The organism is Pseudomonas fluorescens (assembly GCF_002022275.1).
GTDB classification, from domain to species: domain Bacteria; phylum Pseudomonadota; class Gammaproteobacteria; order Pseudomonadales; family Pseudomonadaceae; genus Aquipseudomonas; species Aquipseudomonas fluorescens_AJ.
The window spans coordinates 87759-102177 of the sequence record NZ_MSDF01000011.1 but is presented as its reverse complement, the minus strand read 5'-3'; the positions used below and the strand labels follow the sequence as shown (position 1 = coordinate 102177).

16 protein-coding genes are annotated in these 14419 nt (G+C 59.3%); all 16 read left to right on the top strand.

The window, feature by feature from the left end:
* The first annotated feature begins 3 nt into the window (after window positions 1–3).
* Complete coding sequence (locus BFW87_RS05815; protein WP_078738990.1) at window positions 4–1218, top strand: IscS subfamily cysteine desulfurase; 1215 nt, start codon at window positions 4–6, stop codon at window positions 1216–1218.
* A gap of 99 nt (window positions 1219–1317) precedes the next feature.
* Window positions 1318–1704: a Fe-S cluster assembly scaffold IscU gene (gene iscU / locus BFW87_RS05810; RefSeq protein ID WP_003209682.1), complete on the top strand. Its 387-nt coding sequence runs from the start codon at window positions 1318–1320 to the stop codon at window positions 1702–1704.
* A gap of 28 nt (window positions 1705–1732) precedes the next feature.
* The gene (iscA, locus tag BFW87_RS05805; RefSeq protein ID WP_003209680.1) at window positions 1733–2056 is read left to right on the top strand and encodes an iron-sulfur cluster assembly protein IscA; all 324 of its coding nucleotides are present in this window, start codon (window positions 1733–1735) and stop codon (window positions 2054–2056) included.
* Window positions 2057–2064: 8 nt separating this feature from the next.
* A complete protein-coding gene (gene hscB, locus BFW87_RS05800; protein ID WP_078738989.1) occupies window positions 2065–2586 on the top strand; it encodes a co-chaperone HscB in 522 nt (173 codons plus the stop codon).
* A 51-nt stretch (window positions 2587–2637) separates the two neighbouring features.
* A complete protein-coding gene (gene hscA / locus BFW87_RS05795) occupies window positions 2638–4500 on the top strand; it encodes a Fe-S protein assembly chaperone HscA (RefSeq protein WP_078738988.1) in 1863 nt (620 codons plus the stop codon).
* Window positions 4501–4503: 3 nt separating this feature from the next.
* The gene (gene fdx / locus BFW87_RS05790) at window positions 4504–4845 is read left to right on the top strand and encodes an ISC system 2Fe-2S type ferredoxin (RefSeq protein WP_032890689.1); all 342 of its coding nucleotides are present in this window, start codon (window positions 4504–4506) and stop codon (window positions 4843–4845) included.
* 14 nt (window positions 4846–4859) lie between these two features.
* Window positions 4860–5060: a Fe-S cluster assembly protein IscX gene (iscX, locus tag BFW87_RS05785; RefSeq protein ID WP_034128025.1), complete on the top strand. Its 201-nt coding sequence runs from the start codon at window positions 4860–4862 to the stop codon at window positions 5058–5060.
* 92 nt (window positions 5061–5152) lie between these two features.
* Complete coding sequence (gene ndk, locus BFW87_RS05780; protein ID WP_003175956.1) at window positions 5153–5578, top strand: nucleoside-diphosphate kinase; 426 nt, start codon at window positions 5153–5155, stop codon at window positions 5576–5578.
* A gap of 29 nt (window positions 5579–5607) precedes the next feature.
* Window positions 5608–6756, top strand: coding sequence for a 23S rRNA (adenine(2503)-C(2))-methyltransferase RlmN (gene rlmN / locus BFW87_RS05775; protein WP_078738987.1), 1149 nt, complete (start codon window positions 5608–5610; stop codon window positions 6754–6756).
* Between the two features lie 12 nt (window positions 6757–6768).
* Complete coding sequence (gene pilW / locus BFW87_RS05770; RefSeq protein ID WP_078738986.1) at window positions 6769–7527, top strand: type IV pilus biogenesis/stability protein PilW; 759 nt, start codon at window positions 6769–6771, stop codon at window positions 7525–7527.
* Window positions 7527–8510: a RodZ domain-containing protein gene (locus BFW87_RS05765; RefSeq protein ID WP_078738985.1), complete on the top strand. Its 984-nt coding sequence runs from the start codon at window positions 7527–7529 to the stop codon at window positions 8508–8510. The genes pilW and BFW87_RS05765 overlap by 1 nt, the downstream gene beginning before the upstream one ends.
* A gap of 2 nt (window positions 8511–8512) precedes the next feature.
* Window positions 8513–9622, top strand: a complete 1110-nt coding sequence (gene ispG / locus BFW87_RS05760; protein ID WP_017736818.1) for a flavodoxin-dependent (E)-4-hydroxy-3-methylbut-2-enyl-diphosphate synthase — start codon at window positions 8513–8515, stop codon at window positions 9620–9622.
* A gap of 23 nt (window positions 9623–9645) precedes the next feature.
* Window positions 9646–10935, top strand: a complete 1290-nt coding sequence (gene hisS / locus BFW87_RS05755; protein WP_078738984.1) for a histidine--tRNA ligase — start codon at window positions 9646–9648, stop codon at window positions 10933–10935.
* Between the two features lie 41 nt (window positions 10936–10976).
* Window positions 10977–11618, top strand: a complete 642-nt coding sequence (locus BFW87_RS05750; RefSeq protein WP_078738983.1) for a YfgM family protein — start codon at window positions 10977–10979, stop codon at window positions 11616–11618.
* On the top strand, window positions 11611–12762 hold the full coding sequence (bamB, locus tag BFW87_RS05745; RefSeq protein ID WP_078738982.1) for an outer membrane protein assembly factor BamB: 1152 nt from the start codon (window positions 11611–11613) through the stop codon (window positions 12760–12762). The genes BFW87_RS05750 and bamB overlap by 8 nt, the downstream gene beginning before the upstream one ends.
* Before the next feature lie 134 nt (window positions 12763–12896).
* Window positions 12897–14366, top strand: a complete 1470-nt coding sequence (gene der / locus BFW87_RS05740; RefSeq protein ID WP_078738981.1) for a ribosome biogenesis GTPase Der — start codon at window positions 12897–12899, stop codon at window positions 14364–14366.
* Window positions 14367–14419 lie beyond the last annotated feature (53 nt).

Below are 14419 nucleotides of genomic sequence, written 5' to 3'. Positions count from 1 at the left end.
TCCATGAAATTGCCGATTTACCTTGATTACTCAGCGACCACCCCGGTTGATCCGCGTGTCGCGCAAAAGATGAGCGAATGCCTGCTGGTTGACGGAAACTTCGGCAACCCGGCCTCCCGTTCCCACGTGTTCGGCTGGAAAGCCGAGGAAGCGGTCGAGAACGCTCGTCGCCAGGTTGCTGACCTGGTGGGCGCAGACCCGCGTGAAATCGTCTGGACCTCCGGTGCCACCGAGTCCGACAACCTGGCAATCAAGGGCGCGGCGCATTTCTACGCGACCAAAGGCAAACACCTGATCACCACCAAGATTGAGCACAAGGCTGTCCTCGACACCATGCGCCAACTGGAGCGTGAAGGTTTCGAGGTCACCTACCTTGAGCCGACTACCGACGGCATCGTCACCCCGGCCATGATTGAAGCGGCCCTGCGTGAAGACACCATCCTGGTTTCCGTGATCCACGTGAACAACGAAATCGGCACCATCAACGATATCGCGGCCATCGGCGAGCTGACCCGTTCCAAGGGCATCCTGCTGCACGTCGACGCTGCTCAGTCCACCGGCAAGGTCGATATCGACCTGTCGAAGCTGAAAGTCGACCTGATGTCGTTTTCTGCCCACAAGACTTACGGCCCTAAAGGCATCGGCGCGCTGTACGTGAGCCGCAAGCCACGTGTGCGCATCGAAGCCACCATGCACGGCGGCGGTCACGAGCGCGGCATGCGTTCGGGCACCCTGGCGACTCACCAGATCGTCGGCATGGGCGAAGCCTTCCGTGTAGCCAAAGAAGACATGGCTGCCGAAAACGTGCGCATCAAGGCCCTGAGCGATCGCTTCTACAAGCAGGTCGAAAACCTTGAAGAGCTGTACATCAACGGCAGCATGACTGCCCGTGTACCGCACAACCTGAATTTGAGCTTCAACTACGTCGAAGGCGAGTCGCTGATCATGGCGCTCAAGGATCTGGCGGTTTCGTCCGGTTCGGCCTGCACCTCGGCATCCCTTGAGCCGTCGTACGTACTGCGCGCCCTGGGCCGCAACGACGAACTGGCACACAGCTCGATCCGCTTTACATTCGGCCGCTTCACCACTGAAGAACAAGTCGACTACGCCGCGCAGAAAGTCTGCGAGGCCGTCAACAAGCTGCGCGTTTTGTCGCCGCTGTGGGACATGTTCAAAGACGGTGTCGATATTTCCAAGATCGAGTGGGCGGCACACTAACTATAGAAGCCGCCACCCCAGCTCTGTAGGAACGTGGCGGAAAACGCAGGCGTTTTTACAGGGTTCCAGAGCGGCCCTGATGAGTGAGGATTCAGTACCATGGCTTACAGCGAAAAGGTCATCGACCACTACGAAAACCCGCGCAACGTCGGCAAGATGAACGCGGAAGACCCTGATGTCGGCACCGGCATGGTCGGCGCTCCGGCGTGCGGCGATGTAATGCGCCTGCAGATCAAGGTCAACGAGGCTGGCGTTATCGAAGACGCCAAATTCAAAACCTACGGCTGCGGTTCGGCCATCGCCTCCAGCTCCCTCGCCACCGAGTGGATGAAAGGCAAGACGCTGGATGAGGCTGTCACTATCAGCAACACCCAGCTGGCCGAAGAACTGGCCCTGCCGCCAGTGAAAATCCACTGCTCCGTGCTCGCAGAAGACGCCATCAAGGCGGCCGTTCGCGACTACAAGCAGAAGAAAGGCTTGATCTAAGCATTTGGCGACGAGTAAGGAGTCAACGATGGCTATCAGCATGACAGAAGCGGCCGCGCAGCACATTCGCCGCTCCCTGAATGGGCGCGGCAAAGGTGAGGGGATTCGTCTGGGTGTTCGCACCACGGGCTGTTCCGGCCTTGCCTATGTGCTGGAGTTCGTCGACGAGGTGGTTGAGGAAGACCAGGTATTCGAGAGTCACGGCGAGAAAGTGATCATCGACCCTAAAAGCCTGACTTACCTGGACGGCACCGAGCTCGATTTCGTCAAGGAAGGGTTGAACGAAGGCTTCAAGTTCAACAACCCCAATGTGCGCGGTGAATGTGGCTGCGGCGAAAGCTTCAACATCTGAGGCTATTCGTGGGTACTCCTTGTCATTTCGCTTTATTCGAGCTGCAGCCGAGCTTTCGGCTGGACCTTGAGCAGCTTGCCACGCGCTACCGAGAGTTGGCGCGTGGAGTGCATCCGGACCGTTTTGCTGACGCTTCCGAGCGTGAGCAACGCTTGGCGCTGGAGCAGTCGGCCAGCCTCAACGAGGCGTATCAGACGCTGAAAAACCCACCCAAACGCGCGCGCTACCTGCTCGCGATGAAAGGTGGCGAGTTGCCGATGGAAGTCACGGTGCACGACCCGGACTTCCTGATGCAGCAGATGCAGTGGCGCGAAGAACTCGAAGAGTTGCAGGACGAGGCCGATGTGGCTGGCGTCGCAGTCTTCAAGCGCCGTCTGAAAGTGGCCCAGGACGAGCTCAATGAAAGCTTCGCAGCCTGTTGGGATGATGCAGCGCAGCGTGAACAGGCCGAACGCCTGATGCGGCGTATGCAGTTCCTCGACAAGCTCACCTACGAAGTGCGCCAGCTAGAAGAGCGCCTCGACGATTAACCCAGTGCTGCCCGTGATGCACGCCTGATAGACAGATAAGACCTGATTACCATGGCCCTACTGCAAATCGCCGAACCCGGCCAAAGCCCTCAACCGCACCAGCGTCGCCTGGCGGTCGGGATTGACCTGGGCACCACCAATTCCCTGGTTGCTGCCTTGCGCAGCGGCCTGTCCGAGCCGCTGCCCGACGCCGATGGCCAGGTCATCCTGCCGTCCGCCGTGCGCTATCACGCCGATCGTACCGAAGTCGGCGAGTCGGCCAAATTGGCTGCGTCTACTGATCCTTTGAACACTGTGCTGTCGGTCAAGCGCTTGATGGGTCGTGGTCTGTCCGACGTCAAGCAATTGGGCGACCAGCTGCCGTACCGCTTTGTCGGCGGCGAATCGCATATGCCGTTCATCGACACCGTCCAGGGCCCGAAAAGCCCGGTGGAAGTGTCGGCCGACATCCTCAAGGTGCTGCGCCAGCGTGCGGAAACCACCTTGGGCGGCGAATTGGTCGGCGCGGTGATCACGGTTCCGGCCTATTTCGATGACGCTCAGCGCCAAGCCACCAAAGACGCGGCAAAACTCGCCGGTCTGAATGTGCTGCGCCTGCTTAATGAGCCGACTGCGGCGGCGGTGGCCTATGGCCTCGATCAGCATGCTGAAGGCCTGGTCGCCATTTATGACTTGGGCGGCGGCACCTTTGATATTTCGATTTTGCGCCTGACGGGCGGTGTTTTCGAAGTGCTGGCCACCGGTGGCGATACTGCCTTGGGCGGCGACGACTTCGACCACGCCATTGCGGGCTGGATCATCACGGGTGCTGGCTTGTCTGCCGACCTGGACCCGGGTGAGCAGCGCAGCCTGCTGCAAACCGCCTGCGCCGCTAAAGAAGCGCTGACTGACGCCGCTTCTGTCGACGTTTCCTACGGTTCCTGGTCGGCCCAGCTCACCCGCGAAGCCTTCGATTCGTTGATAGAACCGATGGTCGCCCGCAGCCTCAAAGCCTGCCGCCGCGCCGTGCGTGACTCCGGTATCGAGCTGGAAGACGTGGCCGCTGTGGTCATGGTCGGCGGTTCCACCCGTGTGCCCCGTGTTCGCGACGCTGTGGCCGAAGCCTTTGGCCGCCAGCCGTTGACCGAAATCGACCCGGATCAAGTAGTCGCCATTGGCGCTGCGATCCAGGCCGACACCCTTGCGGGCAACAAACGCGATGGTGGTGAACTGCTTCTGCTCGACGTGATTCCGTTGTCCCTTGGGCTCGAAACCATGGGCGGCCTGATGGAGAAGGTGATTCCACGCAACACCACCATCCCCGTCGCCCGTGCCCAGGACTTCACCACGTACAAAGACGGCCAGACGGCCATGATGATTCATGTGCTGCAAGGCGAACGCGAGCTGATCAGCGATTGCCGCTCCCTGGCGCGCTTTGAATTGCGCGGTATCCCGGCCATGGTCGCGGGTGCAGCGAAAATTCGCGTGACGTACCAGGTGGATGCCGACGGCCTGCTCAGCGTCGCCGCGCGTGAATTGGCGTCGGGCGTGGAAGCCAGCATTCAGGTCAAGCCATCCTACGGCCTGACCGACGGCGAAATCGCCAAGATGCTCAAGGATTCGTTCCAATACGCCGGTGACGACAAGGTCGCCCGCGTATTGCGTGAGCAGCAAGTCGACGCCCAGCGCCTGCTCGAAGCGGTGCAGGGCGCCCTTCAAGCGGATGGCGAGCGCCTGCTGGACGCTGAAGAGCGCATGGTCATTGACCTGCAGATGCAGGAACTGTCCGAATTGATGAAAGGCACCGATGGTTATGCCATCGAGCAGCAGACCAAACGTCTGTCGCAAGTGACCGATGCTTTTGCCGCCCGTCGTATGGACCAATCGGTAAAAGCCGCCCTGTCGGGACGCAACCTGAATGAAATCGAGGAATAATTAATGCCGCAGGTCATTTTTCTGCCACACGCCGAGCATTGCCCGGACGGTATGGTCGTGGAGGCTGAGACCGGCAAGTCCATCCTCGAAGTTGCCCATGACAACCACATCGAAATCGAAAGTGCCTGCGGCGGTGTCTGCGCCTGCACCACCTGTCACTGCATCATTCGCGAGGGCTTCAACTCTCTTGAAGAGGCGGATGAACTGGAAGAGGACTTTCTTGATCGTGCGTGGGGCCTTGAGGCGCAATCGCGCCTAAGCTGTCAGGCAAAGGTCGGGACTGAAGACATCACCGTCGAAATTCCGAAATATTCGCTCAACCATGCGGCCGAAGCGCCGCATTGATTCAAGGAAATGTCATGAGCCTGAAATGGGTTGATGTACAAGAAATCGCTATACAACTTGCTGAAGCTCACCCGGAGGTCAATCCTCTTACTGTGAACTTCGTCAAGCTGCGAGATCTGGTAATGGCGCTGCCGGACTTCGACGACATCCCGGACCGGGGTGGCGAAAAGGTTCTGGAGGCGATTCAAGGCCTGTGGATCGAAGAAGCAGACTGAGTCGCCTTTTTACGCAGTTAGGCAATACCCAATAACCCGCGTATAATTCGCGGGTTTAATTTTTCGTAAATTACCGTTTCTGGAGTTACACCATGGCTGTTCAACGTACTTTCTCCATCATCAAGCCTGACGCTGTTGCAAAAAACGTCATCGGCGAGATCACCACTCGTTTCGAAAAAGCCGGCCTGAAGGTTGTAGCTTCGAAACTCAAGCAACTGTCCAAAGCTGAAGCTGAAGGCTTCTACGCTGAGCACAGCGCTCGTGGTTTCTTCGGCGACCTGGTTGCCTTCATGATCTCCGGCCCTGTTGTTGTTCAGGTTCTGGAAGGCGAAAACGCTATCGCTCTGAACCGTGAGCTGATGGGCGCTACCAACCCTAAAGAAGCGGCTGCCGGCACCATCCGTGCTGACTTCGCTGAATCCATCGACGCCAACGCTGTACACGGTTCGGATTCCGAAGCCGCTGCTGCCCGCGAAATTTCGTACTTTTTCGCTGCTACTGAAGTAACCGCTCGCTAAGCATTGGCTTAAAGAGTGAGGGTGAATCCATGACTACATCGACTGTTAAAACCAACCTGCTGGGTCTGACTCAGCCGGAAATGGAGAAATTCTTCGACTCAATCGGGGAGAAGCGTTTCCGTGCCGGTCAGGTAATGAAGTGGATTCACCACTTTGGCGTCGACGATTTCGACGCCATGACGAACGTCAGCAAAGCCTTGCGCGACAAGCTCAAGGTCATTGCTGAGGTCCGTGGTCCCGAGGTTGTCAGCGAGGACATTTCCACCGATGGCACCCGTAAATGGGTGGTGCGCGTGGCGTCCGGCAGCTGCGTCGAGACGGTTTACATTCCCCAGGGCAAACGCGGCACGTTGTGCGTTTCGTCCCAGGCAGGCTGTGCCCTGGACTGCAGTTTCTGCTCCACCGGCAAGCAAGGTTTCAACAGCAACCTCACCGCCGCCGAAGTCATCGGCCAGGTGTGGATTGCCAACAAATCCTTTGGCAGCGTCCCGGCAACCGTCGACCGTGCCATCACCAACGTGGTGATGATGGGCATGGGTGAGCCGCTGCTGAACTTCGACAACGTCATCTCGGCCATGCACCTGATGATGGACGACCTGGGTTACGGCATCTCCAAGCGCCGTGTCACCCTGTCGACCTCCGGCGTGGTACCGATGATCGATGAGCTGGCCAAGCACATCGACGTCTCCCTGGCGTTGTCGCTGCACGCACCGAATGACGCATTGCGTAACCAATTGGTGCCAATCAACAAGAAGTATCCGCTTAAGATGCTGCTCGAATCTTGCCAGCGTTATATGGCGACCTTGGGCGAGAAACGTGTGCTGACCATTGAGTACACCATGCTCAAGGACATCAACGACAAGGTCGAGCACGCCGTCGAGATGATCGAGCTGCTCAAGAACACCCCGTGCAAGATCAACCTGATTCCGTTTAACCCGTTTCCCCATTCTGGCTACGAGCGGCCGAGCAACAACGCCATCCGCCGTTTCCAGGATCAACTGCACCAGGCTGGCTACAACGTGACTGTGCGCACCACCCGTGGTGAAGACATCGACGCGGCCTGTGGCCAATTGGTAGGGCAGGTGATGGACCGCACCCGCCGCAGCGAGCGTTATATCGCCGGACGCGAACAGAGCGCTGCCGACGATTTACCGCTGATTGCTGTGAATCGAATCTGAGAGAGGATCTCTATGCCCTTGCGCCTCGCGCTGCTTTTACTGGTTACCGGCTTCGTGGCCGGTTGTGTTTCATCGGGCCAGGACAGCCCTTTGCACACCGATAAAGGCCGTGATGAGGCGCGAGTTGCCTATGTGCAACTGGGTTTGGGTTACCTGCGCCAAGGCATGAACGAGCAGGCCAAAGTGCCGTTGAAAAAGGCGCTTGAGCTGGACGGCGACGATGCTGACGCCAACGCCGCGCTGGCGTTGGTATTCCAGGCGCAGGCCGAACCCGAGTTGGCTGATCACTATTTCCTGAAGGCATTGGCCTCGCGTCCTGCCGACCCTCGGTTGCTGAACAACTACGGCAGCTTCCTGTTCTCGCAGAAACGTTACGACCAGGCTTCTGGTTATTTTCAGCAGGCCAGCGCCGATACCCTCTACCCGGAACGGTCGCGGGTGTTCGAGAACCTTGGGGTGACCTCGATGCGCCTCGGCCAGCGCGACAGCGCCCGCCAGCAACTGGAAAAAGCCCTGCATTTGAATGGTCGACAGCCTCGGGCATTGCTCGAAATGGCTGAGATGTCTTACGAAGACAGGCATTATGTGCCGGCACGTGACTATTACGAGCGTTTTAGCCTGCTCAGCGGGCAAAATGCACGTAGTCTATTGCTCGGTGTGCGCCTGGCGACGGTTCATGAAGAACGCGACACGGCCGCACGTTTTGGCCAGCAACTCGAACGACTCTATCCCGGTACGCCGGAATATCAGCAATACCTGTCGGAGCAATGATGAAAGCGGCGCACCCGGAAGTTGTAGCAGCTAATCGCGTAAACCCAGGCGAGACCTTGCGTCAGGCCCGCGAAAGCAATGGTTGGTCGCTGGCAGAAGTGGCCCTCAAGCTCAATTTGACCACCACGTCACTCGGCAATCTGGAAGCCGGCGCGTTCGACAAGCTGCCTGGGCATACTTTTGCCCGCGGCTATATCCGCGCTTACGCCAAGTTGCTGGGTATTGATCAGGCCGTGCTGGTCCAGGAATTCGACCAGTTCACCGGCACCGACTCCCAGGGCAGCAATGTGCATGGCCTGGGCCGTATTGAAGAGCCAGTGCGGGTTTCCCACACGATTTTGCGAATTGTCAGCCTGTTGTTGCTGATTGCGGTGATTGGCGGCGGTTTCGTCTGGTGGCAAGACCAGACCACTCAGCGCGCCAAAGACCTGACCAGCAACGCCATGGAGCACGTCGAGGTCGAAAGCGCCGACGGCACCACCCAGATTCATCCACTGGATGAGCCGGAGGACCAGGCGGTCGCTGAAGGTCAAGCCGCGCCAGAAGCGCCAGCCGTTGCCGAGCAACCGGCCGTTGAAGCGGGCACTGCGCCTGCTGCAGTGCCAGCGCCAGCGGTACCTGCCACCCCGGCAACGCCCGTTACCCAGGCCCATGCTCCGGTTGCGCCGACCCAGGCCCCAGCACCTGCCGCTCCGGCAGCGCCCGCTATTTCTGCACCGACCACGCCAGCGTTGATCGCCGGTGATGGCCATATCCAGATTACCTTCGTCGCTGACTGCTGGACGCAAGTCACCGATGGCAACGGCAAAGTGCTGTTCAGCGGTCTGAAGCGCAAGGGAGATACGCTTGACCAGGGCGGCAAGCCTCCTTTGACGCTGCGTCTGGGCTTTGCCCGTGGCGCGCAAGTGGCCTACAACGGCCAGCCTGTGGACGTGGCGCCGTTCACCAGTGGCGAGACCGCTCGCCTGAAGTTGGGACAATAGTCATGCACGGCGAATCTCCAATCAAACGTCGCGTATCGCGCAAAATCTGGGTCGGCTCGGTGCCGGTGGGTGGCGATGCCCCCATCGCAGTCCAGAGCATGACCAACAGCGACACCAATGATGTGGCCGCCACCGTGGCCCAGATCAACCGTCTGGAAGCGGCTGGCGTCGATATCGTGCGCGTCTCGGTGCCGGATATGGACGCTGCCGAAGCCTTCGGCCGTATCAAGCAACTGGTCAAGGTGCCGCTGGTCGCCGACATTCACTTCGACTACAAGATCGCCTTGCGCGTGGCCGAACTGGGCGTGGATTGCCTGCGCATCAACCCGGGCAATATCGGTCGCGAAGACCGGGTGCGCGCTGTGGTTGACGCTGCCCGTGACCGCGGCATCCCCATCCGCATCGGCGTGAACGCCGGTTCGCTGGAAAAAGATCTGCAAAAGAAATACGGCGAACCGACTCCGGCGGCGCTGGTTGAATCGGCGCTGCGCCACGTTGAGCACCTTGAACGCCTGAATTTCCAGGACTTCAAGGTCAGCGTAAAGGCCTCCGACGTGTTTATGGCGGTAGAAGCGTACCGCCTGCTGGCCAAGGAAATCGTGCAGCCGCTGCACCTGGGTATTACTGAAGCGGGCGGTTTGCGCTCAGGCACAGTGAAATCTGCGGTGGGTCTCGGTATGCTGCTCGCCGAAGGGATTGGCGATACTATCCGCATCTCCCTGGCGGCAGACCCCGTAGAGGAAGTGAAGGTCGGTTACGACATTCTCAAATCCCTGCGTTTGCGTTCCCGTGGTATCAATTTCATTGCCTGCCCGAGCTGCTCGCGGCAGAACTTCGACGTGGTGAAGACCATGAACGATCTGGAATTGCGCCTGGAAGACCTGCTGGTACCGCTGGATGTTGCAGTGATCGGTTGCGTGGTCAACGGCCCGGGTGAAGCCAAAGAGGCGCACGTAGGCCTGACCGGTGGTACACCGAACCTGATTTACATCGACGGCAAGCCGGCGCAGAAGTTGACGAATGACAATCTGGTGGATGAGCTCGAAAGACTGATCCGCCAGAAAGCGGCCGAAAAGGTCGCAGCTGACGCAGCGCTGATCGCGCGCGGCTGATTGAACGAATTTAAGGATCAGATGTGAGCAAGTCTCTGCAAGCCATTCGTGGCATGAACGACATCCTGCCGGAGCAGACGCCACTGTGGCGCTACTTCGAGAACACGGTCGCGCGCCTGCTGGATAACTACGGTTACAAGCAGATCCGCATGCCGATCGTCGAATTCACCGAACTGTTCAAACGCTCCATCGGCGAAGTCACCGACATCGTCGAAAAAGAGATGTACACCTTTGAAGACCGCAACGGCGACTCCCTGACCCTGCGTCCGGAAGGTACTGCCGCGTGCGTGCGTGCTGTGCTTGAGCACGGCCTCACCGGCGCCGGCCAGCCACAGAAACTGTGGTACATCGGCCCGATGTTCCGCCACGAACGCCCACAGAAAGGCCGTTATCGTCAGTTCCACCAGATCGGCCTGGAAGTGTTCAACATCGAGGGGCCGGACATTGACGCCGAGCTGATCGTGCTGACCTGGCGCCTGTGGGGCCTGCTGGGCATCCGCGACGCCGTCAAGCTCGAACTCAATAGCCTGGGCACCAGCGAGTCCCGCGGCCGCTACAAGGTTGCGCTGGTCGAGTACCTGTCGGCCCACCTCGACAAGCTGGACGAAGACAGCCAGCGCCGTCTGAAAACCAACCCGTTGCGTGTGCTGGATACCAAGAACGCCGACACTCAGGCCGTACTGGTCGACGCGCCGAAAATGGCCGACTACCTGGACGACGAATCCCGCGCGCACTTTGAAGGCCTCAAGGCTCGCCTGGATGCGGCCGGTATTCCATTCGTGATCAACACGAAGCTGGTGCGCGGCCTCGATTACTACAGCAAGACCGTGTTCGAGTGGGTCACCGACAAACTTGGCGCCCAGGGCACCGTGTGTGCCGGTGGTCGTTACGACGGCCTGGTTGAGCAAATGGGCGGCAAGCCGACCACGGGTGTGGGTTTTGCCATGGGCATCGAGCGGCTGATTTTGCTGCTCGAAACCCTGGAGCAAGTCCCGGAAGCCATTTCCCGTCAGGTGGACGTGTACCTGTGTGCCTTTGGCGAGGCCGCCGAACTGGCAGCCCTGGCCTTGAGCGAAAAAGTACGCGACCAACTGCCTAACCTGCGCCTGCAAGTCAATGCCGGCGCCGGCAGCTTCAAGAGCCAATTCAAGAAGGCCGACAAGAGCGGTGCGCTGTACGCACTGATCCTCGGCGATGACGAACTGGCCCAGCAGGTGATAGGTTTCAAACCCCTGCGTGGCCAGGGCGAGCAACAGAACATTGCCTTTGATGCGCTCGCTGCGCACTTGGCCACCTGCGTCGTGCAGGGTTGAAGCTGTCGAACAGCCGAATTTAGCGATTAAGGAGTATTGGGGTGTCGAGTACTGATGATGATCAACTGGCCGAGTTCAAGGACTGGTGGCAGCGTAACGGCAAGCCCCTGGTTACTGGCGGTCTGCTGGCTTTAGTGGTGGTGTTCGGCTGGCAAGCCTGGCACAAGTATCAGGCCAACCAGTCCCAGGGCGCCTCGATCCTCTATCAGCAATTGCTGGAAACCACGCTGACACCGGATGGCAAACCTGACCCTGCTCAGGTTGCAGACTTGGCCAGCAAGCTGAAAAACGAATTTGGCGGTAGCACCTACGCCCAGTACGGCAGCCTGTTCGTCGCGAAAGTTGCGGTCGACACCGGCAAGCTGGATGACGCCGCCACCGAGCTGAAGGCCATCGCCGACAAACCGACCAACCCGACCCTGGGTGAAATCGCACGTCAGCGCCTGGCGCAGGTATTGGCGGCACAGAACAAGGCTGACGAAGCACTCAAACTGCTCGACGGCGATGCTGACAAGGCATTTGTGGCCACTCGTGAAGAGCTCAAGGGCGACCTGTTGGTCCAATTGGGTCGTACCGATGAAGCCCATGCTGCGTACCAAAAGGCCAAGGCGGCGCTGTCTGATGAAGCGGCGGTCGGTGGCTTACAAATCAAGCTGGACGACTTGGCCAAAGGGGATGCGTGACGTGATCCGTTGGAAACATGCAGCATTGCTGGCTCTGGCCGTTTTGGCCGCGGGTTGCAGCAGCAACAGTAAAAAAGAACTGCCTCCGGCCGAGCTGACCAGCTTCAAGGAAGAAGTGGTCCTGCAAAAGCAATGGAGCCGCTCCGTCGGTGACGGCCAAGGCGATCTCTACAACCTGTTGCAGCCGGCAATCGACGGCGACAACATCGTGGCCACTGACTCCACTGGCGTGATCATCGCCATGGATCGCATGAACGGCGACGTGAAGTGGAAGAAAGACCTCGACCTGCCGGTTTCCGGTGGTGTGGGCGTCGGCTATGGCCTCGTGCTGGTCGGCACGCTCAAAGGCGACGTGGTGGCTCTGGATTCGGCCACCGGCGAAGAGAAATGGCGCGCTCGCGTGACCAGTGAAGTACTCGCTTCCCCGGCCACCAACGGCGATGTTGTCGTTGTGCAAACCCAGGATGACCGTGTCATCGGTCTGGATGCCGCTACCGGCAACCAGCGCTGGTTGTATGACAGCACCCCTGCGGTGCTGACCTTGCGCGGCACCAGTGGTCCGATTGTGACCAATAATCTGGCCGTTGCAGGCCTGTCGACCGGTAAAGTAGTCGCCCTGGACACCCAGAACGGCGTGCCGGCCTGGGAAACCCGTGTGGCCATCCCGCAAGGCCGTTCCGAACTGGACCGCGTAGTGGACATCGACGGTGGCTTGCTGTTGTCGGGTGAAACCATTTACGTCGCCACCTACCAGGGCCGCGTTGCGGCGCTGGACCTGCAAAGCGGCCGCATCAACTGGCAGCGTGATGCTTCCAGCTATGCCGGTGTCGCCCAAGGGTTTGGCAGCGTCTACGTAAGCCTCGCTTCCGGCACCGTTGAAAGTGTCGATGAGCGTTCCACCACTGCACTGTGGAGCAACGACTCCCTGGCCCGTCGTCAACTGTCGGCCCCGGAAGTGTTCTCCAGCTACGTAGCGGTAGGCGACTTCGAAGGTTACCTGCACCTGCTGAGCCAGGTAGACGGTCGCTTCGTTGGTCGCGAGCGTATCGACAGCGACGGCCTGCGTGCTCGTCCGCTGGTCGTGGGTAACATGCTTTATGTGTTTGGCAACAGCGGCAAGCTGGAAGCCCTGACCATCAAGTAAGAACCATGCTTGGGGTAACACCCAGGCGGCCCCGCTTCGGCGGGGCATGCGGCATTTTATTATGCTGCCCCGAGCACCAGCCGCTGCCTTGCAGCGGCTTTTGTATTTTCTGAAATAACGAAGTGGAGAGCCGCATGGTTCCCGTAATCGCCCTGGTGGGCCGACCTAACGTCGGCAAGTCCACCTTGTTCAACCGCCTGACCAGGACTCGCGACGCCATCGTCGGCGACTTGTCCGGTCTGACCCGTGATCGCCAATACGGTGAGGCAAAGTGGCAAGGGCGCTCCTATATTCTGGTCGACACCGGTGGTATTTCCGGTGACGAACATGGCATGGACGAAAAAATGGCCGAGCAGTCGCTGCTCGCCATTGAAGAAGCCGACGTCGTTCTGTTCCTGGTAGACGCCAAAGCCGGTTTCACCGCGGCTGACCAGATGATCGCGGAGCACTTGCGCAAGCGTAACAAGCGTTCCTACGTGGTCGCCAACAAGGTCGATAACATCGACCCTGAAATGGCCCGCGCTGAATTCGCTCCGTTGGGCATGGGCCACGCGATTCCAATCGCCGGTGCTCACGGTCGTGGCATCACGCAGATGCTGGAAATCGCCCTGAGCGACTTCCCGAAAGATGAAGACGAGTCGGAAGAAGGCGAAGAAGAAATCGTCGCCGAAGGTGAGGAAGCCAAGCGCATTCCTGGCCCGAGCGAAAAAGACGGTATCAAGATCGCCATCATCGGCCGCCCGAACGTTGGCAAGTCGACGCTGGTCAACCGCATGCTCGGTGAAGACCGCGTAATCGTCTATGACCAGCCCGGCACCACCCGCGACAGCATCTACATCCCGTTCGAACGTAACGAGGAAAAGTACACGCTGATCGACACCGCCGGTGTGCGCAAGCGCGGCAAGATCCACGAGGAAGTTGAAAAGTTCTCGGTGGTCAAAACCCTGCAAGCGATCAAAGACGCCAACGTGGTGATCTTTGTGATGGACGCCCGCGAAGGCGTGGTGGACCACGACCTCAACCTGCTGGGCTTTGCCCTGGAGGCCGGTCGGGCACTGGTGATCGCGATCAACAAGTGGGACGGCATGACGCCGAGCGAGCGCGATTTCGTCAAGATCGAGCTGCAGCGTCGCCTGTTCTTCGTCGAGTTCGCTGATATCCACTTCATCTCGGCACTGCACGGTACCGGCGTGGGTAACCTCTACGCGTCCGTACAGAACTCGTTCAAGTCTGCGGTCACCCGCTGGCCGACCAACCGCCTCACCCAGATCCTGGAAGATGCCGTTGGCGAGCACGCACCGCCGATGGTCAACAACCGCCGGATCAAACTGCGTTACGCCCACTTGGGTGGTGCCAACCCGCCGATCATCGTGATCCACGGTAACCAGATCGAGAAGGTGCCGAAGTCCTACATTCGTTACCTGGAAAACACCTATCGCCGCGTCTTGAAACTGGTCGGTACGCCGATCCGTATCGAGTTCAAGGGGGGTGATAACCCGTACGAAGGCAACAAGAACAGCCTCACCGACCGCCAGGTCAACAAAAAGCGCCGGATGATGTCGCACCACAAAAAGGCCGACAAAAAGCGCCGCGACAAGCGCTGATTTCGACCTCGTAAAAAAGGGCTCTTGATGAGCCCTTTTTTGTGCGCGACGGT